At 74.6% G+C, this 26,465-nt stretch carries 19 protein-coding genes and 1 riboswitch; of the genes, 11 read left to right on the top strand and 8 right to left on the bottom strand.

What is annotated here, in order from left to right:
- Positions 1–132: 132 nt before the first annotated feature.
- Both KO717_RS07695 and KO717_RS07690 read left to right on the top strand, forming a co-directional pair.
- On the top strand, positions 133–1,647 hold the full coding sequence (locus KO717_RS07695) for an immunity 49 family protein (RefSeq protein WP_301365307.1): 1,515 nt from the start codon (positions 133–135) through the stop codon (positions 1,645–1,647).
- 91 nt (positions 1,648–1,738) lie between these two features.
- Positions 1,739–1,960 (top strand): hypothetical protein, encoded by a 222-nt coding sequence (locus tag KO717_RS07690; protein WP_030715088.1) that lies wholly within the window; start codon positions 1,739–1,741, stop codon positions 1,958–1,960.
- 105 nt (positions 1,961–2,065) lie between these two features.
- On the opposite strand, the gene cobN is transcribed toward KO717_RS07690, so the two are convergent.
- Entirely contained in the window at positions 2,066–5,683 is a 3,618-nt protein-coding gene (cobN, locus tag KO717_RS07685) for a cobaltochelatase subunit CobN (RefSeq protein ID WP_301365302.1), read from the bottom strand.
- 55 nt (positions 5,684–5,738) lie between these two features.
- Positions 5,739–5,843: riboswitch (cobalamin riboswitch) on the bottom strand.
- Between the two features lie 319 nt (positions 5,844–6,162).
- On the opposite strand from cobN, the gene cobG reads away from it, so the two are divergent.
- Genes cobG through KO717_RS07670 form a run of 3 tightly spaced genes read left to right on the top strand, consistent with a single transcriptional unit; the run spans position 6,163 to position 9,595 of the window.
- Entirely contained in the window at positions 6,163–7,458 is a 1,296-nt protein-coding gene (gene cobG, locus KO717_RS07680) for a precorrin-3B synthase (RefSeq protein ID WP_367401513.1), read from the top strand.
- The gene (locus KO717_RS07675) at positions 7,455–8,102 is read left to right on the top strand and encodes a precorrin-8X methylmutase (protein WP_030011057.1); all 648 of its coding nucleotides are present in this window, start codon (positions 7,455–7,457) and stop codon (positions 8,100–8,102) included. The genes cobG and KO717_RS07675 overlap by 4 nt, the downstream gene beginning before the upstream one ends.
- Positions 8,099–9,595 (top strand): precorrin-2 C(20)-methyltransferase, encoded by a 1,497-nt coding sequence (locus tag KO717_RS07670; protein ID WP_301365300.1) that lies wholly within the window; start codon positions 8,099–8,101, stop codon positions 9,593–9,595. The genes KO717_RS07675 and KO717_RS07670 overlap by 4 nt, the downstream gene beginning before the upstream one ends.
- A gap of 79 nt (positions 9,596–9,674) precedes the next feature.
- On the opposite strand, the gene KO717_RS07665 is transcribed toward KO717_RS07670, so the two are convergent.
- The 4 genes from KO717_RS07665 to cbiE form a co-directional block, all read right to left on the bottom strand.
- Positions 9,675–10,241, bottom strand: a complete 567-nt coding sequence (locus KO717_RS07665) for a GNAT family N-acetyltransferase (protein ID WP_301365299.1) — start codon at positions 10,239–10,241, stop codon at positions 9,675–9,677.
- A 68-nt stretch (positions 10,242–10,309) separates the two neighbouring features.
- Positions 10,310–11,068 (bottom strand): cobalt-precorrin-6A reductase, encoded by a 759-nt coding sequence (locus tag KO717_RS07660; protein WP_301365297.1) that lies wholly within the window; start codon positions 11,066–11,068, stop codon positions 10,310–10,312.
- Positions 11,058–11,807, bottom strand: coding sequence for a precorrin-4 C(11)-methyltransferase (gene cobM / locus KO717_RS07655; RefSeq protein ID WP_189745866.1), 750 nt, complete (start codon positions 11,805–11,807; stop codon positions 11,058–11,060). The genes KO717_RS07660 and cobM overlap by 11 nt, the downstream gene beginning before the upstream one ends.
- Positions 11,804–13,069 carry a precorrin-6y C5,15-methyltransferase (decarboxylating) subunit CbiE gene (gene cbiE / locus KO717_RS07650; protein ID WP_301374406.1) on the bottom strand — a complete coding sequence of 422 codons (1,266 nt, stop codon included), beginning with the start codon at positions 13,067–13,069 and terminating at the stop codon, positions 11,804–11,806. Before cbiE ends, cobM begins: the two co-directional genes overlap by 4 nt.
- A gap of 213 nt (positions 13,070–13,282) precedes the next feature.
- Here cbiE and KO717_RS07645 point away from each other — a divergent pair, with 213 nt between their 5' ends.
- Positions 13,283–14,245, top strand: coding sequence for an oxidoreductase (locus tag KO717_RS07645; RefSeq protein WP_301365291.1), 963 nt, complete (start codon positions 13,283–13,285; stop codon positions 14,243–14,245).
- Positions 14,246–14,449: 204 nt separating this feature from the next.
- On the opposite strand, the gene KO717_RS07640 is transcribed toward KO717_RS07645, so the two are convergent.
- Both KO717_RS07640 and KO717_RS07635 read right to left on the bottom strand, forming a co-directional pair.
- On the bottom strand, positions 14,450–15,052 hold the full coding sequence (locus KO717_RS07640; RefSeq protein WP_301365289.1) for a TetR/AcrR family transcriptional regulator: 603 nt from the start codon (positions 15,050–15,052) through the stop codon (positions 14,450–14,452).
- A gap of 105 nt (positions 15,053–15,157) precedes the next feature.
- The gene (locus tag KO717_RS07635; RefSeq protein WP_301365287.1) at positions 15,158–16,126 is read right to left on the bottom strand and encodes a trypsin-like serine peptidase; all 969 of its coding nucleotides are present in this window, start codon (positions 16,124–16,126) and stop codon (positions 15,158–15,160) included.
- A gap of 227 nt (positions 16,127–16,353) precedes the next feature.
- Here KO717_RS07635 and KO717_RS07630 point away from each other — a divergent pair, with 227 nt between their 5' ends.
- The 4 genes from KO717_RS07630 to KO717_RS07615 are packed head-to-tail and all read left to right on the top strand — an operon-like array spanning position 16,354 to position 24,467.
- Positions 16,354–17,661 (top strand): hypothetical protein, encoded by a 1,308-nt coding sequence (locus KO717_RS07630; protein WP_301365285.1) that lies wholly within the window; start codon positions 16,354–16,356, stop codon positions 17,659–17,661.
- Positions 17,658–19,733 (top strand): caspase family protein, encoded by a 2,076-nt coding sequence (locus KO717_RS07625; protein ID WP_301365284.1) that lies wholly within the window; start codon positions 17,658–17,660, stop codon positions 19,731–19,733. Before KO717_RS07630 ends, KO717_RS07625 begins: the two co-directional genes overlap by 4 nt.
- Before the next feature lie 31 nt (positions 19,734–19,764).
- Entirely contained in the window at positions 19,765–20,883 is a 1,119-nt protein-coding gene (locus KO717_RS07620; RefSeq protein ID WP_301365281.1) for an AAA family ATPase, read from the top strand.
- Positions 20,880–24,467, top strand: coding sequence for a pentapeptide repeat-containing protein (locus KO717_RS07615; RefSeq protein ID WP_301365279.1), 3,588 nt, complete (start codon positions 20,880–20,882; stop codon positions 24,465–24,467). The genes KO717_RS07620 and KO717_RS07615 overlap by 4 nt, the downstream gene beginning before the upstream one ends.
- Before the next feature lie 21 nt (positions 24,468–24,488).
- On the opposite strand, the gene KO717_RS07610 is transcribed toward KO717_RS07615, so the two are convergent.
- Positions 24,489–25,349 carry an ion transporter gene (locus KO717_RS07610; protein ID WP_301365277.1) on the bottom strand — a complete coding sequence of 287 codons (861 nt, stop codon included), beginning with the start codon at positions 25,347–25,349 and terminating at the stop codon, positions 24,489–24,491.
- Between the two features lie 348 nt (positions 25,350–25,697).
- Here KO717_RS07610 and KO717_RS07605 point away from each other — a divergent pair, with 348 nt between their 5' ends.
- Complete coding sequence (locus KO717_RS07605; protein ID WP_301365275.1) at positions 25,698–26,297, top strand: acyltransferase; 600 nt, start codon at positions 25,698–25,700, stop codon at positions 26,295–26,297.
- Positions 26,298–26,465 lie beyond the last annotated feature (168 nt).

The raw sequence follows: 26,465 nt of genomic DNA, 5'->3' as shown, positions 1-26,465 counted from the left end.
CGGCGGCGCGGCGTTCGAACCACCAGCAGGTGTCGATGCCCCCTTCGAGCGATTGCGCGCCGCCCCCGTCGGGACCGGCGGCCCACGGCCCGACTGCCGGACGGTGTGCGGGCGTCTCGTAGAGTCCGAGGGGTGAATCGAGACAACTCACCTGAATCCAGTGCCGGTCACGGCGGCGAGAGTGCCGAGGAGCTGCTGCGCGGGGTGCACGCCCGGCTGTTGCCCGTCGGGTTGATCACCCCGGAGGTCGCCGGTGGCATGCGGTACGCCCGGGTCGTGGCCGACGAGCTGGTCTTCGCCTACGCCTACGACGGGCCCACCAGCGTGCGCTCCCTCACCGACGAGGACGTGGAGCGCGTCGGGATCGAAGAGTTGGGGCAGGCGGCGTACGCCAACCTGATGCGGGTACCCGTCACGCACGAGGAGATCTCCCTCGAAGGGCACGCCACGCTGCAGTCCGTCTTCGGCGACTCGCATTTCGTGGCCTCCAAGGCGCTGTACCTCGGGGAACTCGCCCGGCAGGTCACCGGTGAGTCGCTGCCGTCCGCCGGCGCACTCGTCGTCGTCCCCACACGGCACCTGCTGGCCTTCCACCCGATAGCCGACGGCTCGGTGGCGGATGCCCTCAACGACCTGGCCATGTACGGCCTGGGCGCCTACGAGGACGGGCCCGGGCGCCTGTCGCCGCGTGTGTACTGGTGGCACCGGGGCGGCCTGACCTCGCTCACGGTCGTCGACGAGAACACCCGCACGCTGTCGCTGCAGCCGCCGCAGCACCTGCTCGGACTGTTGAAGGGGCTGGTCCGTCTCGACCGTGCGGGCCGCATCGCCGTGCCCGGCGCGGACCGTGCGGTCCCGGACCCCACCGCCCTCACCCGCGCGACCGTGGAGTCGGTGGCCCGGTTCGCGCACGACCCGTCGGGGCTGGGCGACGCCTTCGACTCGGCCCTGGCCCTCGCCCACGTCCGCTGCGTCGCCGACCCCAGCGCCTCCGACGTGGTCACGTGGGACGCGTGGGAGACGGCCGTGCGGCTCGGATCCGCGCTGTTCGCCGGTGCCGAGTCGGCGCAGTGGTACTTGGGCGAGGAGAACACCCTGCGGCTGCCCGCCACGGCCGCGGCTCCGCCCGCGGACGCCCGCGCCTGGCTCGACGCCGTCTACCTCGCGCTCGCCTGCCGCGCGCACGACCGGGTGGCCCGGCTGTGCGGGGTCCCGATGAAGACGCTGCGGCAGGACGGCACCGTCGACGCCTACGTCCTGCACTGGATCGACACCCTCCAGACCTACCTCACCGGCGGCTCCGGCGACGCGGTCGTGGAGAAGCTGCTCGCCGCCATGCAGGCGTCCCTGCCCGAGACGCTGACCCATTCCCCGGACGAGTTCGTGAACCGCGTCGACTACCAGCCGGTCGCGCTCTTCCACCGCCTCTTCACGCGGGACCATGAGGCCTTCGGTGAGGTGCTCGCCGAAGCCCTCGCGGAACACGGCGGCTACTGGGGCGAGTCGACGGCGCCGCGCGCCCGGGTCGCGCTCGGCCCGCTCGCCATGGCCTGCCTCGCCCACGACCAGGGCTTCCCGCTCGACCCGGAACTGCCGTTCCTGCCCGGGTACCTCGTCGACGGCAAGAGGGTCGAGCACATCTCCTGACACGCCGTCGGCGTGCCGCAGCGCGAGGTGATTGTCCGATTGGGTTAGGTTTGCCCGCGTATAGGGTGCAAATATTCCCGGAAGGACACTCATGGCGATCGATCTGGACAAGGTGCTCGACAAGGCGTGGGCCGACAAGCCGCTCGCCGAGGTGCTCGCGGCACCCGTCGCCGCGCTCAAGGGCGTCAGCGACGAGGACGGCAAGCTGCTGCACCAGGCGTTCGGGGTCAAGACCGTCGCCGACTTCGGGCAGCTGAAGTACGTCCGCTGGGCCCAGGCCCTGGTCGCGCTGAACCAGACCGTCAAGGCGTAGTGGTCAAGGTCCGCGTGCTCGGGGCGCGTGGGCCTGCATGAGGAAGGCCGTCCCCCTCACCCTTCGGCAGGGTGAGGGGGACGGCCCGTGTGACGGGGGAGCGGACTACTCCGACTCGCCCTCCAGGTTGCCCTCCGTGTCCAGGTAGACCTGGCGCAGCGATTCGAGGATCTGCGGGTCCGGCTTCTCCCACATGCCGCGCGACTCGGCCTCCAGCAGGCGCTCCGCGATGCCGTGCAGGGCCCAGGGGTTGGCCTCCTCCAGGAAGGCGCGGTTCGTCGGGTCCAGGACGTACGTCTCGGTGAGCTTGTCGTACATCCAGTCCGCGACCACGCCCGTCGTGGCATCGTAGCCGAAGAGGTAGTCCACCGTCGCCGCGAGCTCGAAGGCGCCCTTGTACCCGTGGCGGCGCATCGCCTCGATCCACTTGGGGTTCACGACGCGGGCGCGGAAGACGCGGCTGGTCTCCTCGACCAGGGTGCGGGTCTTGACCGTCTCCGGGCGGGTGGAGTCACCGATGTAGGCCTCGGGGGCGGTGCCGCGCAGGGCGCGGACCGTGGCCACCATGCCGCCGTGGTACTGGAAGTAGTCGTCCGAGTCCGCGATGTCGTGCTCGCGGGTGTCCGTGTTCTTCGCCGCGACCGTGATGCGCTTGTAGGCCGTCTCCATCTCGTCCCGGGCGGGGCGTCCTTCCAGGCCCCGGCCGTACGCGTAGCCGCCCCACACCGTGTAGACCTCCGCGAGGTCGGCGTCCGTACGCCAGTCGCGCGAGTCGATCAGCTGCAGGATGCCGGCTCCGTACGTGCCCGGGCGCGAGCCGAAGATACGGGTCGTCGCGCGCCGCTCGTCGCCGTGCTCGGCCAGATCCGCCTGGGCGTGGGCCCGGACGAAGTTCTGGTCCGCGGGCTCGTCCAGGGACGCCGCCAGGCGTACCGCGTCGTCCAGCAGGCCGATCACGTGCGGGAACGCGTCCCGGAAGAAGCCCGAGATGCGCAGCGTCACGTCGATGCGCGGGCGGCCCAGCTCGTCGAGCGGGATCGGCTCCAGGCCGGTGACGCGGCGCGAGGCCTCGTCCCAGACCGGGCGGATGCCCAGCAGCGAGAGGGCTTCGGCGACGTCGTCGCCGGAGGTGCGCATCGCGCTCGTGCCCCACAGGGACAGGCCGACCGAGGCCGGCCATTCGCCGTTGTCCGTGCGGTACCGGTTGAGGAGGGACTCGGCGAGCGCCTGGCCCGTCTCCCACGCCAGGCGGGAGGGGACGGCCTTGGGGTCGACCGAGTAGAAGTTGCGGCCGGTCGGCAGGACGTTGACCAGGCCGCGCAGCGGCGAGCCGGACGGACCCGCCGGGATGAAGCGGCCGTCCAGGGCCGCGACCACGTGGGTGATCTCGTCCGTGGTGCCGGCCAGGCGCGGGACCACCTCGCGGGCCGCGAAGGACAGGACCGCCGCGACGTCCGCCGAGTGGTCCGCCGCGACCGCGGACACGGCGTCGAGGGCCCAGTTCGCGTCCTCCATCGCCTGGACCAGGGCGCGGGCCTGCTCCTCGACGGCGTCCGCCGAGGTGCGGGTGGCCTTGGACTCGTCCAGACCGAGCGCCTCGCGCAGACCCGGGAGGGCCGTCGTACCGCCCCAGATCTGACGGGCGCGCAGGATCGCGAGGACCAGGTTGACCCGGGCCTCACCGGTCGGCGCGCCGCCGAGCACGTGCAGACCGTCGCGGATCTGGGCGTCCTTGACCTCGCACAGCCAGCCGTCGACGTGCAGCAGGAAGTCGTCGAAGCCGTCGTCGTCCGGACGCTCCTGCAGACCGAGGTCGTGGTCGAGCTTCGCCGCCTGGATCAGGGTCCAGATCTGGGCCCGGATGGCCGGCAGCTTCGCCGGGTCCATCGCCGAGATCTGGGCGTACTCGTCCAGGTGCTGCTCCAGGCGCGCGATGTCGCCGTACGACTCCGCGCGCGCCATCGGCGGCACCAGGTGGTCGACCAGGGTGGCGTGCACGCGGCGCTTGGCCTGGGTGCCCTCGCCCGGGTCGTTGACCAGGAACGGGTAGATGAGGGGCAGGTCGCCCAGGGCGGCGTCGGGCGCGCACGCCGCGGAGAGGCCGGCGTTCTTGCCCGGCAGCCACTCCAGGTTGCCGTGCTTGCCCAGGTGGATCATCGCGTCGGCACCGAATCCGCCGTCCTCGGCGCGCGCCTGGATCCAGCGGTACGCGGCCAGGTAGTGGTGCGACGGCGGCAGGTCCGGGTCGTGGTAGATCGCGATCGGGTTCTCGCCGAAGCCGCGCGGCGGCTGGATGAGGATGAGGAGGTTCCCGCGGCGCAGGGCCGCGAGCACGATGTCGCCCTCCGGGTTCGCGGAGCGGTCCACGAACATGTTGCCCGGGGCCTCGCCCCAGTGCTCGGTGACGCTGTCGCGCAGCTCGGCCGGGAGCTCGGCGAACCACCGCTTGTAGTCGGCGGCCGGGATGCGGACCGGGTTGCGGGCCAGCTGCTCCTCGGTCAGCCAGTCCTGGTCGTGGCCGCCGGCCTCGATCAGGGCGCGGATCAGTTCGTCGCCGTCGCCCGAGACCAGACCGGGGATGTCCGCGGTCGGCCCGAAGTCGTAGCCGCCGGCGATGAGGGTGCGCAGCAGCTCCACGGCGCTGGCCGGGGTGTCGAGGCCGACCGCGTTGCCGATGCGGGAGTGCTTGGTCGGGTACGCGGAAAGGACCAGCGCGACCTTCTTGTCACGGCGGTCGATGTGCCGCAGCCGGGCGTGGCGTACGGCGATCCCCGCGACCCGGGCGGCCCGCTCGGGGTCGGCCACGTAGGCGGGCAGGCCGTCCTCGTCGAGCTCCTTGAAGGAGAACGGGACGGTGATCAGACGGCCGTCGAACTCGGGCACCGCGACCTGCGTGGCGGCGTCCAGCGGGGAGAGGCCCTCGTCGTTCTCCTCCCAGGCGGAGCGCGAGCCGGTCAGGCACAGGGCCTGCAGGATCGGCACGCCGAGGCCGGCGAGCGCGCCCGCGTCCCAGGACTCGTCGTCGCCGCCCGCCGAGGCGGTGGCGGGCTTGGTGCCGCCGGCCGCGAGAACGGTGGTGACGACCGCGTCGGCCGACTCCAGCGCCGCGATCAGCTCCGGCTCGGGGGTGCGCAGGGAGGACACGTACAGCGGCAGCGCCTGGGCGTCGTGGGCCTCGATCGCGTCGCACAGGGCGTGGACGAAGGAGGTGTTCCCGCTCATCTGGTGGGCGCGGTAGTACAGCACGGCGATCCGCGGACCCGTGGTGGTCCCGGGCGTGCGCTCCAGCGGGCCCCAGGTGGGGGAGGCGGCCGGGGGCTCGAAGCCGTGGCCGGTCAGCAGGATGGTGTCGGAGAGGAACCGGGCCAGCTGGTCCAGGTTGGCCGGGCCGCCGTGGGCGAGGTAGCCGTGCGCCTCGGCGGCGATGCCGATGGGGACCGTGGAGGCCTCCATGAGCTGCGCGTCCGGCGCCTGCTCGCCGGTCAGCACCACGACCGGGCGGGTCTGGCCCGGGGCCAGCAGCAGGTCGAGGCCGTCCTGCCAGGCGCGGAGGCCGCCGAGGAGGCGTACGACGACCAGGTCGACCCCGTCGAGGAGGCCGGGGAGGTCGTCGAGGGGGAGACGGGAGGGGTTCGCGAACCGGTACGGGACGGGGGCGTCCGCCGTGTTCGCTGCGCGGGCGCTGAGCAGATCGGTGTCGGACGTCGACAGCAGCAGAATCATGCGGCGGCAGGCCTTCCTCGGGGTTTCCGCGCCCCGGGCAGTGTGAGGACAGCGGGAGTTCCTGACTCACCCCGGTCGCCGGATCGCTCCGCGGGGTTCACAGTGGCGGGACCGCGCCGGAATCGCACCGGGCTTCCTCCCATGTCGCCGTCCTCGGCGACGGCGGGCCGTGTGGTCCGCCGGAAGGTCATCTTAGGGGCGGAGTGCGTCTGCCGGGGTGGCGGGTGTGTGGTCCGGGTGCCGTTGCGCTCCCGCTGGGGTGGCGGTCGTGCGGGTGCGGGTGCGGGTCCGGCGCCGTTGCCGGGGCTCTGCCCCGGACCCCGCGCCTCAAACGCCGGCGGGGCTGGAAGGGCGGGGCTGTGCCCCGGACCCCGCGCCTCGAATGCCGGCGGGGCTGGAAGGCGGCGGGGGTGGAATCGCTGGTCGGGGTGGTGACGGACACAGGTCCGGGGGGCGTAATCGTGGGTATGCTCGCGGCCATGCCCCAGCCCCCCTCCGCCGCATCGTCGCGGGACGAACCCGTCATACGGGAGCGCGGTGACGCCTGCCCGGGCGCGCTGCGGCTGCACGCGGCGGACGACGGGTTCCTGGCGCGGGTCCGGCTGCCGGGCGGGCTGCTCACAAGGCGGCAGGCCTCGGCGCTGGCGCTCGCCGCCGACCGGTTCGGGGACGGGCACCTGGAGCTGACCTCGCGCGGCAACGTGCAGCTGCGCGGACTGGCCGACGGGTGCGGCGCCGGGCTCGCGGAGCTGCTGGACGGGGCCGGGCTGCTCCCCGCGCCCAGCCACGAACGGGTCCGGAACATCGTGGCGACGCCCCTGTCAGGCCTGGAGGGGCCGGACCGGCCCGACGCGCTCGCCTGGGCCTTGGAGTTCGACCGGCTGCTGTGCGCGAGCCCCTGGGCGGCCGCACTCTCCGGGCGGTTCCTGTTCGCCTTCGACGACGGGCGCGGCGACGTGGCCTCGCTCGGCCCCGACGTGACCGTCCTCGGCCGCCCCGACGGCCGGGCGCTGGTCCTGCTCGGCCGGGCCGCCGACGCCGTGGAGCTGGCCGGGCAGGATGCCCCCGGGGCGGTGCTGACGGCCGCCCGGTACTTCCTCGACGCCGCCGCCGAAGCGGGCACCCAGGCCTGGCGGGTCGCCGAACTGCCCGCCGAACACAGCCTGAACACCGCCGAGTTCGGCCGGCGCCTCGACGCCGCGGGGCTTCCCGCGACGAACGCCGGCCCCGTGGACCGGCCGTACGCGCCGCCGCCCACGCCGTCGGGCGCGGACGGGCGGGACCGCGCCACCCTGTGCGTACTGCCCCCGCTCGGCCGGCTCGACTCCGCGCAGTGGCGGGTCCTGGCGCAGGTCGCGGACGAGGGGAGCGGCGAGCTGCGCGTCACCCCGTGGCGCAGCGTCATCCTGCCCGCGGCGAGCGCCCACGGAGCCGCCCGCATCGAGGACGCCGGGCTGATCCTCGCCCCCGGCAGCGCCTGGGAGTCCGTCACCGCCTGTACCGGGCGGCCCGGTTGTGCGAAATCCCGCGCGGACGTACGCGCCGACGCGCGGGCCGTCGCCGACCGGGCTCGGGGTCCGCTGCCCGTGCACTGGTCCGGCTGCGAGCGCCGCTGCGGACATCCGCGCGGCACCGCCTGGGTGGACCTGGTCGCCACCGGCTCCGGATACCGGCTCGCCGCGCCCGGCCGTCCCGTACGCGACGACGTACGGCCCTCCGAACTTGCCGCGGCACTCGCGGACGCCCGCACCGACCCCGACGTAGTGAAGAAATGAGCGAGTACACCGTGTTTGAGTACGAGAAGGACGGCGCGGCCATCTACCGCCAGTCCTTTGCCACGATCCGCGCCGAGGCGGACCTCTCCGGGCTGCCCGACACGGTCGCCCAGGTCGCGGTGCGCATGATCCACGCCTGCGGAATGACCGACCTCCCGCAGGACCTCGGGTACACCCCCGAGGTCGTGCTGCGCGCCCGCGCGGCGCTGGAGGCGGGCGCGCCGATCCTGTGCGACGTGCAGATGGTCGCCAGCGGTGTCACCCGTAAGCGGCTGCCCGCCGACAACGACGTGATCTGCACGCTCTCCGACCCGGCCGTACCGGAGCTCGCCGCGAAGATGGGCACCACGCGCAGCGCCGCCGCCCTGGAGGTCTGGCGCGACCGCGGCCTGCTGGAGGGCTCGGTCATCGCCGTCGGCAACGCGCCGACCGCGCTGTTCCGGCTGCTGGAGATGATCGAGGAGGGTGCGCCGCGCCCCGCCGCCGTCATCGGGGTCCCCGTCGGCTTCATCGGCGCCGCCGAGTCCAAGGACGCCCTCGCCGCCCATCCCTCGGGGCTCGACCACCTGATCGTGCGCGGCCGGCGCGGTGGCAGCGCGATGGCCGCCGCCGCCGTCAACGCCATTGCGAGCGTGGCCGAATGAGCGACATCGCCAAGGGGCGGCTGTACGGGGTCGGGCTCGGCCCCGGCGACCCGTCGCTGATGACCCTGCGCGCCGTCGAGGTCATCGCCGAAGCCGATGTCGTGGCCTACCACAGCGCCCGCCACGGCCGTTCCATCGCCCGTTCGATCGCGGCGAAGCACCTGCGCGCCGACCACGTCGAGGAACCGCTGGTCTACCCGGTCACCACCGAGACCACCGACCACCCCGGCGGGTACCAGGGGGCGATGGAGGAGTTCTACGAGGCCGCCGCGGCCCGCCTGGCCGCGCACCTGGACGCCGGCCGGACCGTGGCCGTGCTCGCGGAGGGCGACCCGCTCTTCTACAGCTCGTACATGCACATGCACAAGCGGCTCGCGGACCGGTACGAGACCGAGGTCATTCCCGGTGTCACCTCGGTGAGCGCCGCCGCCGCCCGGCTCGGCACCCCGCTCGTGGAGGGTGAGGAGGTGCTGACCATCCTCCCCGGCACCCTGTCCGAGGAGGAGCTCACCGCCCGCCTCGCCGCCACCGACTCGGCGGTCGTGATGAAGCTCGGCCGGACCTTCCCGGCCGTGCGCGGTGCGATGGAGAACAGCGGCCGGCTCGCCGAGGCCCGCTACGTCGAGCGCGCCACCATGGCGGGCGAGCGCACCGGCCTCCTCGCCGACACCGACGCCGACAGCGTGCCGTACTTCGCCGTCGCCGTGGTCCCCAGCCGCATCGGCAACCCGGGCAGCGTGCCGTCCGGCCCCGGCGAGGTCGTCGTCGTGGGCACGGGCCCTGCCGGACCGCTGTGGCTGACCCCGCAGACCCGGCGCGCACTGGCCGACGCCGAGGTCCTGGTCGGCTACACCACCTACCTGGACCGGGTCCCCGTCAAGCCGGGCCAGGTCCGGCACGGCTCCGACAACAAGGTGGAGTCGGAGCGTGCCGAGTTCGCCCTCGACCTCGCCCGGCGCGGCAAGCGGGTGGCCGTGGTCTCCGGCGGCGACCCCGGTGTCTTCGCCATGGCCACGGCGGTCCTGGAGGTGTCCGGGCAGGCGGAGTACAAGGACGTGCCGGTACGGGTCCTGCCGGGGGTGACCGCGGCCAACGCGGCGGCCGCCGCGGCCGGCGCCCCGCTCGGCCACGACTACGCCACCCTTTCGCTCTCGGACCGGCTCAAGCCCTGGGAGGTCATCGCGGAGCGGCTGCGCGCGGCCGCCGCGGCCGATCTCGTGCTCGCCCTGTACAACCCCGGCTCGCGCAGCCGGACCTGGCAGGTGGCCCAGGCCCGCGAGCTGCTGCTGGAACTGCGTTCGCCCGAGACCCCGGTGGTCGTCGCGCGCGACGTGGGCGGCCCCGAGCAGTCGGTACGGATCGTCACGCTCGCCGAACTGGAGCCGTCCGAGGTCGACATGCGCACGATCCTGCTGATCGGCTCCTCACAGACGCAGGTCACCGAGCGGGCCGACGGGTCCCGGATCACCTGGACGCCGCGCCGCTACCCGTGATGACCGGGTGAGGCGGAACGGAACGTGAGGAAGGCCCGGTGCGACGAGCGCACCGGGCCTTCCCCCGTCCGGTGGTGCCTCAGCGCGATCCCGGCGCTCCGCCCGCCGCTGCCGTCGCGCCACGCTCCAGCCGGAACAGCACGTTCGGACGCAGCGGCCCTTCGGGCGCGTCGGGGTCGTCGAAGTCGTCGGCCGGGTTCCGGGTCATCCCGATCTTCCGCATCACCGCCTGGGAGCGGAGGTTGCCGGCCGTCGTCACGGCGAGGAGCTCGGGGAGCCCGAGCGTGTCGAAGCCGTGGGCGACGACCGCCCGCGCGGCCTCCGTGGCGTAGCCCTGGCCCCAGGCCGCCCGGGCGAGCCTCCAGCCGATCTCCACACCGGTGAACGGCATCCCGTCGTCCACGTCGTCCATGCCCGCGAAGCCGATGAACGCGCCCGTGGCCCGGACCTCGACGGCCCACCAGCCGTAGCCCCGCCGGTCGAACGCGGCCCGGAACCGCACCATGGAGGCCTCGCTCTGCTCCCGGGTGAGCAGGTCGCCCAGGTGCTCCCGTACCTCGGGATCGGCGTTCATCGCCGCCCAGGGGTCGAGGTCGGAGTCCCACCAGGGGCGCAGGACGAGGCGTTCGGTGTGCAGCACGGTCATGCCGTCCACCCAACGTGACCCGTCCCCGGCAGGCAATTCCTTTTCCCCGGGGCGGAACCGGAGCCTCTCTACCGGCTCACACCGAGCCAGTCCCGCACGGCCTCGACCGAGCCCGCCTCCGGTACGCCCTCCGGGACCGCCGGGCGGCGTACCACGAGGACCGGGATGCCGGCCTCGCGGGCCGCGGTGAGCTTGGGGGCGGTGGCCGAGCCGCCGCTGTCCTTGGTGACCAGGACGTCGATCCGGTGCCGGGCGATCAGCTCCCGCTCGTCGTCCAGCGTGAACGGGCCCCGGTCCAGCAGTACTTCGAGGCGCGGCGGCACCGGCGGGGCCGGAGGGTCCACCGAACGCACCAGGAACCAGACGCCGGTGAGGTGCGCGAAGGTGTGCAGGCCCATCCGGCCGGTGGTCAGGAACGTGCGGGAGCCGAGGCCGGGCAGCCGGTCGGCCGCCCCTTCCAGACGGTCCACGAAGGTCCAGTCGTCGCCCGGCCCGGGCGTCCAGCCCGGGCGCCGCAGCGCCAGCAGCGGGACGCCCGTGAGCGCCGCCGCCCCGGCCGCGTTGAAGCTCATCCGCTCCGCGAAGGGATGGGTGGCATCGACCAGGTGGGTGACCCCGTGGGAGCCGATCCAGGCCGCCAGCCCCCCGGGCCCGCCGAAGCCGCCGATGCGGGTCCCGCCCGGCGGGAGCACGGGCGAGGTGACCCGCCCCGCCAGCGAGGTCGTCACCCGGTACGAGGGATCCCCGGCCAGCGCCTCCGCGAGGCGCCGGGCCTCCGTCGTGCCGCCCAGGATCAGGACGTGGGCCGCAGCCCCGTCAGCAGACATGCCGGTCGCGCTCGGGCGAGTACAGGTGGCTGTCGCGGAACTGCTCCGCGCCGAGCGTGCGGCCCACCACGATGACGGCGGTGCGCACCAGCCCGTGCTCCTTCACCTGTGCGGCGATGTCGGCCAGGGTGCCGCGCAGGATCAGCTCGTCGGGGCGGCTGGCCATCGCCACGACCGCCACCGGGCACTCGGCCCCGTAGTGCGGCAGCAGCTCGTCGACGACCCGGTCCACATAGCGGGTGGCCAGGTGCAGCACCAGCAGCGCGCCGCTGCGGCCCAGCGTGGCCAGGTCCTCGCCGGGCGGCATCGGGGTGGCCTGCTGGGCGATCCGGGTCAGGATCACGGTCTGCCCGACGGTGGGGACGGTCAGCTCCCGCTTGAGGGCGGCGGCGGCCGCGGCGAACGCCGGGACACCGGGGACGACCTCGTAGGGGATGCCGGCCGCATCGAGCCGGCGCATCTGCTCCGCGACCGCGCTGAAGATCGACGGGTCGCCGGAGTGCAGCCGCGCCACGTCCTGGCCCGCCGCGTGGGCCCGTACGCACTCGGCGACGATCTCGTCCAGGTTGAGCTGCGAGGTGTCGACCAGGCGGGCGTCCGCCGGGCACTCGGCCAGCAGTTCGCGCGGCACGAGGCTGCCCGCGTACAGGCAGACGGGGGCGGCGGCCAGGGTGCGGGCACCGCGCACCGTGATGAGGTCGGCGGCGCCGGGGCCCGCACCGATGAAGTACACGGTCATGTTCGATCCTTCTCCTCGGTCGATCCGGTCGGCCCGGTGGCCGTCCCGTCCGGCTTCGTCACCGACCACTGGGTGACGGGCATCGCCTGCCGCCAGCCCGTGAAGCCGCCGACCGGCACGGCGTGCGCGACGGCGAGCTTCACCAGTTCGCCGCCGTGGCGCCGGTAGCGCTCGGCGAGCACCGCCTCCGACTCCAGGGTGACGGTGTTGACCACCAGCCGGCCGCCGGGGGCCAGCGCGTCCCAGACCGCGTCCAGCAGGCCGGGCGCGGTCAGCCCGCCGCCGATGAACACGGCGTCGGGGGCCGGCAGCCCGGCCAGTGCCTGCGGTGCGGCGCCGATGACCACGCGCAGGCCGGGTACGCCGAGCGCCGTCGCGTTACGGGTGATGCGTGCGGCCCGCTCCGGGACGCGCTCCACGGCCACCGCCCGGCACGAGGGGTGCGTACGCATCCACTCGATGCCGATGGAGCCGGAGCCGCCGCCGATGTCCCACAGCAGCTCGCCGGGGGCCGGGGCCAGGGCGCACAGGGTCGCGGCCCGGACGTGGCGCTTGGTGAGCTGCCCGTCGTGTTCGTACGCGGTGTCCGGCAGGCCGGGGGTCGCGCCGAGGCGCGGCGCGGCGTGGGCCGGGTCCCGGCGGCAGTCGACGGCGACCACGTTCAGGGGATCGCCGGGCGCGTGGTCCCAGCCGTCGGCGAGGCCCTCGTACGTGTCCTCGCGCTCGGAGCCCAGCTGTTCCAGCACCCGCATCCGGCTCGGGCCGAAGCCCCGCTCCCGCAGCAGCGCGGCGATCTCGCCCGGGGACGCCGCTCCGGAGCTGAGCACCAGCACCCGGCGCCCTTCGTGGAGGGATGCCGCCAGCCGGGCCACCGGGCGGCCGACCACCGTGACCACCTCGGTGTCCTCCACCGGCCAGCCCAGGCGGGCGCAGGCGTAGGACACGGAGGAGGGGTGCGGGTGGACCCGCAGGGACCGAGGCCCGAGCTCCTCGGCGAGGGCGCGGCCGATCCCGTAGAACATCGGGTCACCGCTGGCCAGCACCGCGATCCGGCGGCCGGAGTGCTCGGCCATCAGCTTCGGGACGGCGGGCCGCAGCGGGCTCGGCCAGGCCACCCGCTCGCCGGCGCACTCGGCGGCCGGCAGCAGGTCCAGCTGGCGCGGCCCGCCGATCAGTACCTCGGCCGAGGACAGCGCGGAGCGGCCGGCGGCGGTGAGCCCGGCCCAGCCGTCCGCGCCGAGGCCGACGACCGTCACGGGCATGGGGGGCGGCGGGGAGCTCACTGCGCGGTTCCTCGGGGACGGGAGGGGGAAAGAGGACGGACCCGCAGCCTACTGGCCTGCGGATCCGTGACCCGCGCCGCCCTGGCCCCAGCCATGGCCCCGGCCCTTGCCCACCCTGGCCCCGGCCCGGCGGCACCCGCGGAACCTCCTCGGGCTACCCTCGGTAACCCACTGCCTCACGAGGGAGCCGACATGCCGGGCTGGAACGCGACGCACATCCCCGACCAGAGCGGCCGCAGCGCCGTCGTGACCGGGGCCAACAGCGGGATCGGCTACGTCACCGCCCGCGAGCTCGCCCGGCGCGGCGCCTCGGTGGTGCTGGCCTGCCGCAGCGCCGCCCGCGGCCGGGCCGCCGTGATCCGGCTGCGCGCGGAAGTCCCGGGCGCGCGGGCCGAGTTCCTCCCGCTGGACCTCGCCGACCTGGCCTCCGTACGGGAGTTCGCCGCCGGGTACGGACAGCGGCACGCCTCGCTGGACCTGCTGGTCAACAACGCGGGGGTGATGGCCCTGCCGTACGGGCGGACCGCCGACGGGTTCGAGACGCAGTTCGGGGTCAACCACCTCGGGCACTTCGCCCTGACCGGACTGCTGCTGCCGCGACTGCGCGCCGCCGCCCCCGGGGCCCGGATCGTCAACGTCTCCAGCGGCTTCCACGTACTGGGGAGGATCGGTCCCGCCGACGCGGACCTCGTCGCCCCGGGCCTCGCCGACGCGGGCGGCGAGCACGGCTACCGGCGCTGGATCGCCTACGGCCGCTCCAAGACCGCCAACCTGCTCTTCACCCACGAGCTGTCCCGCCGCTTCACCGCCGCCGGCTCCCCGATCACCGCCGTCGCCGCCCACCCCGGCTACGCCTCCAGCAACCTGCACTCCGGAGCGTCGAAGCTGGAGGGCCCCACCCTCAACTCCCGGGTGGCCGCGCTCGGCAACGCGGTCCTCGCCCAGCCCACCGCCTCGGGCGCGCTGCCCACCCTCTACGCGGCCACCGCGCCCGGGGTCCGGCCGGACACGTTCATCGGCCCGCGGTTCGGCTGGCGCGGGGCGCCTGCGCGGTCCTGGCGGGCCGGGTGGACCCTCGACGACACCTCCGGCGAGCTGCTGTGGGCCGCCTCCGAGAAGCTCACGGGGGTCTCGTACGCCGCCCTGCCGCGCTGAGCGGGTCGCGCGGGCGCCCAGAAGTGAGTCCGCCCGCCCCCGGGTCGCCTCCGGGCGCCCCGGCGCGGACCTGCCCCGAGCGCCCCCTGCACAGCAGAATCTGCGGCATGAGCGACGACGAGCCGGACAACCACCCAGAAACCCGCGGCCGTCACGACCACATCGACCGCCACGGCCGGGGACCGGGCCGGGCCGGCCGGGAACTCAGACGGGCTCGGGGCGCAGGGACCGCCAGATGTGGTCGGGGAGGTAGCGGGCGGCCTCGGTGAGGTCGATCTCGTAGGTGCTGGACAGCCAGCGCCGGGCGGCCTCCGCGAGCGGGCCCATGACCAGCACCTCGACCACGGGCGCGGGGAGCGGGGCGATCTCGCCACGCTCCATGCGCACCGCCAGCCACCGCATGATGGCCGCGAACTTCTCCGCCTTGGCCGCGCCGATCTCCTCGGCGTGGGCCACCAGATAACCGGAATAGGCGGAGGCGTGCAGGAACAGTGCCACGTCCCGGTGCTCCTGGGTGAACGCCAGGTAGGCCGTCACCCACGCACGCACCCCGGTGCGGGCCGTGCGGCACCGGGTGAGGGCGGCGATCATGGCGTCGCACAGGTCGTCCATGCACCGGATGTAGAGGGCGGCGGCCAGGCCGTCGAAGCTGCCGAAGTGGTGGTAGAGGCTGCCGAGGCTGACCCCGCCGGCCGAGACGACCGCGTTCACGGTGAAGCCCTGCTGGCCGGACTCGGCGAACACCCGCAGGGCGGTGGTCAGGAGCAGGTCGACGGTGGCCTCGCCACGCTGCTGCTTAGGAGACACGGTGCCGTCCCGTCTCGGTGTGCGTCCTGATGTCCGAAATCCGTGCCGACGAGCCTAGCAACTCCCGGAAACCGGAGAAATGTTCCGGAAAGGTCCTCCGGGAGCTCAGGACTTGGCGGAGCGCTCGTACAGGGCGCGGGCACTGTCGCCGAAACGGACGCTGTACGTGGTCTCCTCGTCCCCGCCCCCGTCGCGGCCGCCGATCACCCCGATCAGCGTGCTGCGGCCGGTCGTCATGGGGCCGCCACTCGTGCCGTTGGGCACGTCCGCGCAGTCCAGGCGCACCTGCGTCGGCCCGGCCGGGACGGCGGTGTTCCGGCACTCCAGCGGCTGCTCGGCGTAGTTCGGGTAGCCCATGAGCCGGGCGGGCGCCGGCAGTTCGGTCCCGAAGTCCATGGTCAGGGCCCCCGTGACGTCCTCCAGCCGCTGCCCCGGATAGCCCGGACGGCGCAGCCGGACCAGGGCGATGTCGTGGTCGGGGTCCTGGTCCCGCGTCCAGCGCGGGTCCACGTCGATCCGGGTCGGCACCCAGATGCCGTACGGGGCGACGCCGTCCCGGTAGCCGGGCGCGAAGGCGAGGTTGGTGCGGAAGCCGCCGGCGTACACGCAGTGCGCGGCGGTGGCGATCAGGTCGCCCCGCGGGGAGTGGACCACGACGGCCGAGCAGTGGTGGTCGGGGTCGCCGTCGCCGCCGGGGGAGAAGAGCGCGCCGACGGAGGGCTCGGCCGGGGCGGGGCCGGCCTCCAGGGGGTCGGAGGGCTGCCACCCGGCGTACCGCCAGTCCACCGGGCCGCCGCCGTCGGCGAAGGCCTTGCCGTCCGTCGGCGGCTCCGGGTCCTCCCGCACGATCCCGTCCAGCACCGAGGCCGCCGTCTTGTCGGCGCGCTCGGGGTCCTGCTGGTAGACGCCTTGCGCCGGATCGCCGTCCGCGCGGTTCGCGGCGATGCCGCGCAGCTCCCAGGCGACGTAGCCGACGCCCGCGAGGACCACGGTGCACAGGAGACCGACGACCATGGAGCCCCGCGGGGCTGACCGGCCCCGCCGCCGTTCCCGCTCGTCAACCCTGCCGACCATGTGGTACTCCCGCCCCAGACGCATTCAGACTCTTCGTTCGATGGGGGAGCGGCGGCCCGGGTTCCGGCAGGCGGACGTGTCCGTGCTCACAGCCCCCGCCCCCGGTACCCCGCCGACGGCCCCCGATCCGCCCGCGTACGCCGAACTCGGCGTTCCATGGCCCCTGTTACCCCCGCCGGGCTATGGTGCCGGGCGGGGGACGACTGCGCGAGGGGGGCCGGGCTGCGATGCGTTTTCTCTTTGTCCACGGTACGGGGGTGCGGCGCGAGCGGCACGACGCGCTGTTCGCCCAGGTCCGTGAGCGGCTGACGGCCAGATTCCCCGGAGCCGCCGTCGACTCGTGCTACTGGGGCGACCGGTTCGGCGCGACCCTCGGTGCGGGCGGCCGTTCGGTGCCGGGTCTGCGCCGCGGTCCGCAGGACGAGCCCGACCCCGTGGACGCGGAGACGGCCGAGTGGGCGCTGCTGCTCGCCGACCCGCTGTGCGAGCTGCGGGTCCTGGCCGAGGCGGGCTGGGCGGGCCCCGGCGGCCGGGGTGGGCGGGGTGAGCGGGGTGACGCCGGCGACGCGTACGACCAGGACGACGAGGACGCCTGGCACGGCGACGCCTTCGCGATGCCGGGCGTACAGGCCGCCGGAGCCCGGGTGCTCGCCCTGCTCGAAGGCTTACCGCCCGCGCCGCCACCGACCGGGGACGAACTCGGCGCCCTGCTGCACGGCACCGGCCTCGCCGCGGGCTTCGCCGCCGCCCTGGACGCTGCCGCCGGCTCCGCCGAAGCGGCCCGGGCCGCGGCCCGCGCCACCGACGAGCCGCAGGCCCGCGAGCTGGCCACCGCCCTCGCCCGGTCCGTGACCGCCGCCGCCCTGGCCGCCGCCACCGACGAGGCCGACTGCACCGGCGCCGAACGCGACCGCCTCGTCGAGCTGCTCACCACCCGCCTCGGCGGCGACGGCCGGGTTCCCGGTGCCCGCGTGGCCGCCGTCCTCGGCCGGCTCGCCCTGCGGGTCACCACCCAGCCCCTCCTCGACGCCCGGCGCGGCTCCCTCACCGTCGGAGCCACCCCCGTGCTCGGCGACATCCTGCGCTACCAGTCCCGCGGCCACGAGCTGCGGGAGTTCCTGCACGCCCGGATCACCGCCGATCCGGGGCCGACCGTACTCATCGGCCACAGCCTCGGCGGGATCGCCCTGGTGGACCTCCTCACCCTCGCCGCCGCCCGCGGTGAGGCCGTCCCCGGGGCCGAGCTGCTGGTCACCGTCGGCTCGCAGGCCCCGTTCCTCTACGAACTGGGCGCGCTCACGGCGCTCGAACCCGGCGCGAAACTCCCGTACGGCTTCCCGCGCTGGCTCAACGTCTACGACCGGCACGACGTGCTCTCCTACCTCGCCGCGCCCGTCTTCCCCGGCGACGCGCGCGTCAGCGACCACGAGGTCCGCAGCCGCCAGCCCTTCCCGGCCTGCCACAGCGCCTACTGGAAACAGGACTCCCTCTACGAGCGCATCGAACAGGCGGTGACCGAGGCGGAGATCGGGTGACTTCCGCCGACTTCCTGCCCCCGGCCCTCGGACCGCAGCGCACCTTCGCGCTCGTCGCCGGGGTCGAGCGGTACGACATCAGCCACCGCTGGAACCTGCGCGGCCCGGCCCGCGACGCCCTGCGCTTCGCCCGGTGGCTGACCGGCCCCGCCGAGGTGCCGCCCGGCAACGTCCGCCTGCTGCTCTCCCCGCTCGACGATCCGGGCGACCTCGACTGGACGGACTCCCCGGCGATGACCGCCCTGCGCACGGCCTACCGGCCGGCGACCGAGGAGAACGTGAAGTCGGCCCTGCTCGACGAACTCCCGCAGTGCGACGGCGACCTGCTCTGGATCTTCTGGGCCGGACACGGCTACCTCGGGCCGCGCCAGGAGCTGATGCTGCCCTGCGCCGACGCCCGCCCCAGCCAGATCAGACACCTCAACCTCGACTCGGCGCTGCGCTGGTGGCGGACCGACCTCGTCAAACAGCGCCGCTTCCCGCTCCAGGCCGCACTCGTGGACTCCTGCCGGGTCGACGCGCCCCGCGACACCCGCTGGAACTTCGGCAACACCGACTACGGCGGAGGGAGTTCGGTACCGGGCCGGCGCCAGTTCCGGCTCTACGCCTCCCGCGAGGGCGAGGTCGCGCAGAACGACCCCGAGCGCGGCGCCGGCCGGTTCACCGATGCCCTGCTCGGCGAACTGGGCGGACGGTCCGTACGCGAGAGCGTCAGCGGGCTGCCCGGCGCCGCCCTCAGCATCCACCGCACCTTCCAGGAGCTGCGCGAGCGCGGCGAGGGCTGGCAGCTGCCGCAGTTCATCGTCGACCGGGACTGGGACGCCTGCTCCTTCCTCGACGACGACCTGTCCCGCGCCGCACTGCCCCGGGCCGCCAGACTCGACCAGACGGCCTGGGACGGGCTCGGCGAGCTCTTCGAGGGCCGCGAGCTGCCGCGCTGCGCCTACGAGGCCTACGCCTGGGCGTTCAAGGCGGCCGGCTGCACCACCCCCGCGCACGGCGGCCTGCCGGGGGACGGCCTGCTGGAGGTGGTCCAGGACCTGGACGAGCGGCAGGGCGGGCGCGGCGGGATGCCACTGGCGGTGCCCTTCGTACGGTTCCTCGCGGACCGGGCCGCCGCCGCGGGCGACGCGCGGTGGGCGGCCCGGCTCGGGGACTGGGTACGGGCCACCCGCGAGCGCCTCGCCCTGCCGGTGCTGCCCCCGCCCCCGCCGCCGGCCCGCAGGATGGTCGTGCACGTCCGGCTGGAGACACCGCCGGGCGGGGAGCCCGGATACCTGGCCCGGATGTGGCTGCGGGGCGAACGGACCCGGCACATATGGGAGTCGGAGGGGCAGCCGGTCGCCCTGGACGGGGTGCGGCAGGAACTCGTACGGCAACTCGCCCTCATCGGCGGCGCCTCGGACACCGGCGGAGGGACGGGCGGCGAGGCCGGAGGGCAGGCGTACGCCGCGGTGGACCGCATCGAGTTCCACGTGCCGTACGAGCTGCTCGACGCCGACTTCGACCAGTGGCCGGTGCCCCGCGGCCCGGCCGGCCGGCGCCGCGCCCTCGGCCTGCTCCACCAGGTGGTGGTGCGCTGCCCGCAGGAGCGGGCGGACACCCGCGCCGAGTGGCACGGCACCTGGCGCTGGCTGCACGCCCAGGGCGGCCGGCACCCCGACGCCGTACGCGTCGTCACGGACGAGGAGGTCACCGACGCGCTCGGGATCGAGCTGGCCGCGCAGCCGCCGCCCGCGTGCGTCCTCGCCCACACCGCGGCCGCCCCGCACGCCGGGCTGCTGGAGGCCGTACTCGAAGGCGGGCTCCCGGTGGCCGTATGGCGGCGCGGCGGCGGCCTGCCCGCACCCGCACTCCTCGACCTGCTGGCTCCGGCCGGGCCCGACGGCCGCCCCGACCCCGGCGCACTGGACGTACTGGCCCTGCCCGCACGCGTGCGGGAGGTGCGCCGGGCGGCCGCAAGTGCCGCCGGGGGAGCCGAGCGCGCCCGCCAACCACCGCCAGGGGGAGACCAGTTGGTGCTCCTGTGGGACGATCCCGACGACATGCCGGGCCTCCGGTCCCTGGCCTGACCCCGACCACCGACAGACGGCGGAACCGAAGATGGAGGCAGAGGCAGTGGTGAAGGACTGGTGGCTGTACCACGGGACCGGCGAGGGCGCGGACCGGCGTGCCCGCCTGGAGGCCGGATTCCCGCCACCCTGGCGGGACTTCACCGGCGCCCCCGACCCCGGATACGCGCCGCCCGGGTGCGCCGGAGCGGCCTGGGAGCGCACCTGGCGGCGCGGCGAGGGCTACGTGCCCGACGAGCCGGAGAAGGACGTCGTCAACACGGCGCTGCACCTGCGCAGGCCGCTGCTCGTCACCGGGAAACCGGGCGTCGGCAAGTCCACGCTCGCCTACAGCATCGCCTCCGACCTGAACCTGGGACCCGTACTGCACTGGCCGATCACCAGCCGGACCGTCCTGCGGGACGGGCTGTACCTGTACGACGCCATCGGCCGCCTCCAGGAGGCCGGGCTGGAGCAGCTGCGCACACCGGGCACGCAGCCCGCCGGAGCCGTACCCGTACAGGTACCCGGGCCCGGACCCGGACCGAACACCGCCGTCGCCGCGGTCGCCGCCTCCGCCCCCTCGATCTCCCGCTATCTGCGCCTCGGCCCCCTCGGTACCGCACTGCTCCCGCAGGACCGCCCCCGCGTGCTGCTCGTCGACGAGATCGACAAGAGCGACATCGACCTCCCCGGCGACCTCCTCACCGTCTTCGAGGACGGCGGCTTCCTGATCCCCGAACTCGCCCGCCTCGCCCAGGAGGACCCCACCGTCGCCATCGGCACCGACGACGACCCCGACGCGGCCGTACGGATCACCCAGGGCCGCGTCCAGTGCCGCTATTTCCCCATCGTCGTCCTCACCAGCAACGGCGAACGCGACTTCCCGCCCGCCTTCCTGCGCCGCTGCGTCCGCCTCCACCTGGAGCCGCCCGGACCGGACAAGCTCGCCCGCATCGTGCGCCGCCGGCTCGGCGTCGACATCGCGTCCGGCGAGGAGTACCAGGACCTCGTCCAGGCCTTCCTCGACCGCGGCGAGGACGGCGACCTGGCCACCGACCAGCTCCTCAACGCCATCCAGCTCCGCCTCGCCGGTGCCTGGTCCGCGCCCGCCGACCGCGAACGCTTCCTCGCCACCGTCATGCAGCACCTGACCGGGCCCACGGCGTGATCGAGGAGCTGCTCGCGGCCCTCGCCGACGGCGCCGACGGCAGCGTCCCGAACACCGGCATCGGGGCGGAGGAGATCGCCGACATCCTGTGGCTGGCGGCTCGGGTGGACCCGGGCCGGGAGGCCCGCCCGCCCGGTGCGCCAGGCGCCGGCCCGCCGGGCGGGCCGCTGCCACCCCCCGACACCCCTTCGCCCGAGCCCGGCCCCGCACCCGGCACGGACGCCCCGGCCGGCGGCGAACCGGCCGTCCAGCTCTTCCCGGCCGCCCGGCGCGGCCCCACCGGGAAACCCGACGACGGCGGAGCGGAACGCCGCGGCTCACCCCTGCGGCTGCCGCGGGCCGCCTCCCTCGACGACCCGCTCGCCCTGATGCGCTCCCTGCGGCCCGTCGGGAGACGCTCCATCGGCGGCCCGGGAGAAGAGCTGGACGAGCAGCTCACCGTGGAACGCAGCATCGAGCGGATGGTGACGACCCCGGTCCTGCGACCCGCCGAGAGCCGCTGGCTGGACCTGGCGCTGGTCGTCGACACCCACCACTCCATGCTGCTCTGGTCGGACCACGTCGACGAGCTCCGCCGCGTCCTGACCCGCAGCGGCGTCTTCCGCGACGTGCGCACCTGGCAGCTGACCGGCACCGGCCCCGGCGCCACCCCGATGGTCACCCGCGGCCACGGCGGCCCGCCCCGCAACCCCCTGGAACTGGCCGACCCGGCGGGCCGCCGGCTGATCCTCGTACTCTCCGACACCGTGGCGGGCGGCTGGCGCGAGGCCCCGGTGCAGGGCATGCTCCGGCACTGGTGCGCGCACAACGCCGTCGCCGTACTGAACGTCCTGCCCGAACGGCTCTGGACGCGCGGCGCCGTCCGCCCCGTCCCCTTCGCCGTCCGCGCCGACCGGCCGGCCGCCGCCACCCGCTCCTGGCAGCGGATCCCGGCCGCCCGCCGCGCCCGCGCCGGACGCCGCCGCGCCGCCCCGCCGGCCGTCGTCCCCGTGGTCGGTGTCGCCTCCGGCAGCCTGGCCCGGCTGGTGCGGGTGGTCTCCGGGGACGGCCGGTGGCGGCGCCTCGCCTGCCTGCGCCTGGACCCGGAACCCGCCGCCGCGGGCGCCCCGGAGGATCCGGCCCCCGGCGGCGGCCGCAGCGCCCTGGAAGTGGTGGAGGACTTCCGCGCGAACGCCTCCCCGACGGCCCAGCAGCTCGCCGCCCACCTGGCCGCCGTACCGCTCACCCTGCCGGTCATGACCCTGGTCCGGCGCTCCCTGCTGCGCGACTCGGAGCACGGCCACCTCGCCGAGGTCGCCCTCGGCGGTCTCTTCGAGGCCTGGGAGGACGAACAGGACGCCGGTGAGGTGGAGTTCGAGTTCCTGCCCGGCGTACGGGAGGTGCTGCTCGGCTCCCAACTGCGCGGGGACGTGGCCGCCGTACGGGAGCTGGTCCGGCGCCGCGTCTGGGAGTTCATGTCCCGCAACCGGCGCACCGGCCCGGACTTCTCCGCGACCCGGGTCACCACGGGCCGGGAGGGCGTGCGCCGGGTGGCCGAGGGAGCCCTGCCGTTCGCGGCGCGGCCACCACAGGATCCGGGCCTGGCCGACCGGGTCGTCCGGGTCCGCCACGACGGGGCGGCCGAACCGCAGGAGGTCGGCACCCTGCTGACCCCGCGCCTCGTGCTCACGGTGGGGGACGCGGTGCCCCCCGCGGGCGCGGTGGCCTGGGTGCGGCCCGGCGACCGGGAGATCCCCTGCCGTGCCGTGTGGTGGGACGACGCGGCGCCGCGGATGCTGCTGCTCCAGGCCGACGAGGACCTGATGGATCCGGCGGCCGGCGTGGAGCCGCTGCCCTGGCTGACGGCGGGGGACCACCACCGCCCGGACCGGCTGCGGATCGACGGCCGCACCGACCAGGGGGACCCGCTCGCGCTCACGGGCGAGGCGGCCCCGCACGACGGCGAACGCAACGGCGAGCTCGTCCGGCTCTCCGCGGAACCGGAGGGCTGGACGCACTTCCGCGGCGGCCCCGTCTCCGCGGACGGCGCGCTGGTCGGCGTCGTGCACACGGTCTGGCCCGACCGCATGGTGTTCCTGCTGGCCGACGCCCTGCTGGAACAACCGGACTTCCGCGCGGCGCTGGAGGATTCCAGGCGGGCGCGGGACACGGAGAGCGCGGTGTGCCTGGCGGTGCTGCCCGGCGCCGACGGCGTGGTCCCGACCGGGAGCACACCGCTCGCGGAGACGCGCGACATGCTGGTCGAGCTCATGCAGCGCACCGGTGCCGGCGGGCGGCTGACCGGCGGCGAGGGGGACGCGCCGCTGCTCGTCACCTTCGCCGCGCCGGGCGCCCACGCCAGGGCGGGCCGGCTCCTGCACGATCTGCCCGGGGTCATGACCCGGTACGGATTCCGGCGCGTGGACGGTATGCACCCCTCGCTCGGCGTCGCCGTGGGAAGTGGCGCGGACGAGAGCGCCCGGCTGGTGCGGCACCCCGTGATCGCGGATCTGCTGGGACGGACGGTGCGTCCGGGAGCGCTCGTCCTCGCCGTCTCCCACCGCCTGCACGAGGAACTGGGTGATGTGATCGGTTCGCCCGCCCGGCTGGCACTGCGCCGGGTGGGCGGCGCCGACGAGGGCTGGGTGTGTTCCGACGACCACGCGCCCGCCGGGGTGCTCGGGCAGGTACTGACCGAGGCGGGCGGGCTCCTGGACGAGGGCATCGACTGGCCGGCCTGCGGACTCGAGACCTCACCGGGCGACCCGCGGCCCTGCACCGGCATCCGGCTGCCGGGCCACGAGCGGTGCCTTGCCCATCTGGAGATCGAGGACCAGGAGGCCTACCTCGGGACGCTGTCGCCGGGAGCGCCGGTGGACCTCCGGGGCACCACCTTCGACCACGGCCTGCTGCCGCGCCTCCTCATGGCGTTGCAGCCGAGCGTTCCGGGACCCGCCAGAGTGGGGGCGGCGGCCTTCGACCGCGCACGGTTCGCGGAGGGCTGGACCCGGCCGGACATCGAGTTCTCGGACCGCGCGTCCTTCGTCCGGGCCACCTTCGCGGGCCGGGCCGGTTTCGCCGGAGCCACCTTCGCCGGGCCGGTCTGTCTCGACGGTGCGGTCTTCGAGCACGTCGGCGACTTCGACCGGTGCCGCTTCCACCGCGCGGCCACCTTCCGGCGGACGCGCTTTCGCGGCTCGGCGGGGTTCAAGGACGCGGTCTTCCTCGCCGACGTCTCCTTCGGCCGGGCCGTGCTGCAGGCCTCCGCGGACCTGAACGGGATGCGGGTGGACGGGACGGCGGACTTCACCCGCGCCGTCTTCCGTGGCCTGGCGGGGATGAGCGCGACCGGCTTCGCGGGATCCGTCTCCTTCGCGTCGGCGACATGGGAGCGCGGGCTCCTGTCCACCGGGGCGGTGTTCGAAGGGCCGGTGGATTTCGCGCGCGCCACGTTCCGGGGCCGGGTCCGCTTCGAAGGAGTGCTCTTCGAAGCGGATTCGATCCTCGGGCGGTTCTCCTCGGTCGTCCCGCCGGACCGCTGGGCCTCCACCCGGCGCTCCGACGGTACGTGGGACATCCGGCTGCTCGACGCCGACAGTGGATGACCGGGCGGGCGGACCCGGCCCTCAGGGCCCGCTGTGCGAGGCCTCCAGCTGCCGCTCCGGCCGCCCGCCGCCGGCCGCCGGCGGGAGGCTCGCCTCGATCTCGTCCAGGGCCCGGCGGGCGGTGGCGATCCGGGCCCGGACGTCGGGATCCGTGCCCGGCGCCGGGGCGCGGTTCGCCTCGTCCTCCATCTCGCGTGCCTCGTCGAGGGAGTTGAGGACGACGCCGATGAGTACGTTCACCAGTACGAAGGAGGCGAGCAGCGCGTAGGAGGCGTAGTAGATGATGCTCAGCCGCGAGATCTGCAGTCCCGCGCGGACGGCGTCCGTCAGACCGTCGAGCGTGGTCAGCAGGAAGAGCGTGAGCATGGCGCGGCCCACCGAGCCGTAGTGCCCGGGGTCGGACTTCGCGAAGCAGACCCAGCCGACCATGGCGTACACGTACAGGACCAGGGCTCCGACGAACAGGAAACTGGCGGTGCCCGGCAGGCTGCGGCCGACGGCGATCAGCAGGATGCGCAGGTGGGGCAGGAAGCGGGCGGTGCGCAGGACCCGGGCCAGGCGCAGCATCCGCAGCAGGGTGGTGTTCTCGCGGACGAGCGGGACGAAGGCGGAGGCCACGACCGCGAGGTCGAAGAGGTTCCACGGGTCACGGAAGAATGCTTTCGGCCGGTCGGCGCAGGCGCCCAGGCGCAGCAGCATCTCCACGGTGAACAGGGCCAGGCAGCAGTTCTCCGCGCCCTGCAGCACGAGCCGGTACTCCGCGGCGAGCCCGCTGTACGTCTCCACCCCCATCAGCGCGGCGTTGAAGAGGATCGCGCAGAAGACGACCATCCCGAAGGCGGGGGCCTCCGTGGCCACCCGGCACCGGGCTGCCAGTTTCATCCGGCCTCGTCCGGCCGGCCTCGGGTCTGTCATCGTGCTCCTCGTACTCTCGTCTGCGCCGCGGGCGAAACGGCGGGCCACCCCTCTAACGCCCCGAGGCCGATCGGGTTTCACCCCGGTCCGCCCCCCGATGCGCCGAACGTGAGCCGGAGGCCGGTTCCGCTCCCGCGCGCCCCCTGTCACCGCTCGTCCCGGGCCGGGGCCAAGTGCGTTGCGTGAACAGTCGGTTGATCTGCGGGTGGGGCGACCCGTCGGCGCATATGCTCGCTTCGTACACCCGCACTCCGTACATCCGTACACCGTGCATCCGTGCTTCCGCATGCCTCGCAGCCGTAAGGGGACCGCGCCGTGAGTGTCCGTATCCAACCCTCTTCCCAGGTCGACGAGAGTGCCGAACTCGGTGAGGGGACCACGATCTGGGATCTGGCGCAGATCCGCGAGGAGGCCCGGCTCGGGCGCGGGTGCATCGTGGGGCGCGGGGCGTACGTAGGGCCCGGCGTACGGATCGGCGACCACGTGAAGCTGCAGAACTACGCACTCGTCTACGAGCCCGCGGTCCTCGGCGACGGGGTCTTCATCGGCCCCGCGGCGGTGCTCACCAACGACTTCTACCCGCGCGCGGTCGACCCCGAGGGCCGGATCAAGCGTGACGGCGACTGGGAGGCCGCCGGGGTCGTCGTCGCCGAGGGGGCCTCGCTCGGGGCCCGTTCGGTGTGCGTGGCCGGGGTGCGCGTCGGGCGCTGGGCGCTCGTCGCGGCCGGCGCCGTGGTGTCCAAGGACGTGCCGGACTTCGCGCTCGTCGCGGGCGTACCGGCCCGGCGGATCGGCTGGGTGGGCCGGGCCGGGGTCCGCCTGGTGGAGCGCGAGGGGGAGGCGGGCACCTGGGAGTGCCCGCGCACCGGAGCGCTGCACGACGAGAAGGACGGCACGCTCACCGAGCGAACCTGACGGAATGTCGGCAATTTAGGGCACCGGCATTTCCTCAAAACCACAATCAATGAACATCCGTGGGCATAACGTGTCCCTGCACACGGGATCTGAGCAGGCAACAGGCCATGTTCAGTGGGGGGTTGTGTACGACGAGGGCACCGGGGCAGTGGCACGCCGGCGCGGGCA

The organism is Streptomyces xanthophaeus (assembly GCF_030440515.1).
In the GTDB taxonomy this organism is placed as follows: Bacteria; Actinomycetota; Actinomycetes; order Streptomycetales; family Streptomycetaceae; genus Streptomyces; species Streptomyces kutzneri.
The sequence above is the reverse complement of the archived record's forward strand: the minus strand, read 5'-3'. Positions and strand labels throughout refer to the sequence as shown.

Bases quoted from the DNA above. Each gene is read 5' to 3' on its own strand.
- KO717_RS07690 (WP_030715088.1), top strand. From the start codon at position 1,739: ATGGCGATCGATCTGGACAAGGTGCTCGACAAGGCGTGGGCCGACAAG.
- cobN (WP_301365302.1), bottom strand. From the start codon at position 5,683: ATGATTCTGCTGCTGTCGACGTCCGACACCGATCTGCTCAGCGCCCGC.
- cobG (WP_367401513.1), top strand. From the start codon at position 6,163: ATGCCCCAGCCCCCCTCCGCCGCATCGTCGCGGGACGAACCCGTCATA.
- KO717_RS07675 (WP_030011057.1), top strand. From the start codon at position 7,455: ATGAGCGAGTACACCGTGTTTGAGTACGAGAAGGACGGCGCGGCCATC.
- KO717_RS07670 (WP_301365300.1), top strand. From the start codon at position 8,099: ATGAGCGACATCGCCAAGGGGCGGCTGTACGGGGTCGGGCTCGGCCCC.
- KO717_RS07665 (WP_301365299.1), bottom strand. From the start codon at position 10,241: ATGACCGTGCTGCACACCGAACGCCTCGTCCTGCGCCCCTGGTGGGAC.
- KO717_RS07660 (WP_301365297.1), bottom strand. From the start codon at position 11,068: ATGTCTGCTGACGGGGCTGCGGCCCACGTCCTGATCCTGGGCGGCACG.
- cobM (WP_189745866.1), bottom strand. From the start codon at position 11,807: ATGACCGTGTACTTCATCGGTGCGGGCCCCGGCGCCGCCGACCTCATC.
- cbiE (WP_301374406.1), bottom strand. From the start codon at position 13,069: ATGCCCGTGACGGTCGTCGGCCTCGGCGCGGACGGCTGGGCCGGGCTC.
- KO717_RS07645 (WP_301365291.1), top strand. From the start codon at position 13,283: ATGCCGGGCTGGAACGCGACGCACATCCCCGACCAGAGCGGCCGCAGC.
- KO717_RS07635 (WP_301365287.1), bottom strand. From the start codon at position 16,126: ATGGTCGGCAGGGTTGACGAGCGGGAACGGCGGCGGGGCCGGTCAGCC.
- KO717_RS07630 (WP_301365285.1), top strand. From the start codon at position 16,354: ATGCGTTTTCTCTTTGTCCACGGTACGGGGGTGCGGCGCGAGCGGCAC.
- KO717_RS07620 (WP_301365281.1), top strand. From the start codon at position 19,765: ATGGAGGCAGAGGCAGTGGTGAAGGACTGGTGGCTGTACCACGGGACC.
- KO717_RS07610 (WP_301365277.1), bottom strand. From the start codon at position 25,349: ATGAAACTGGCAGCCCGGTGCCGGGTGGCCACGGAGGCCCCCGCCTTC.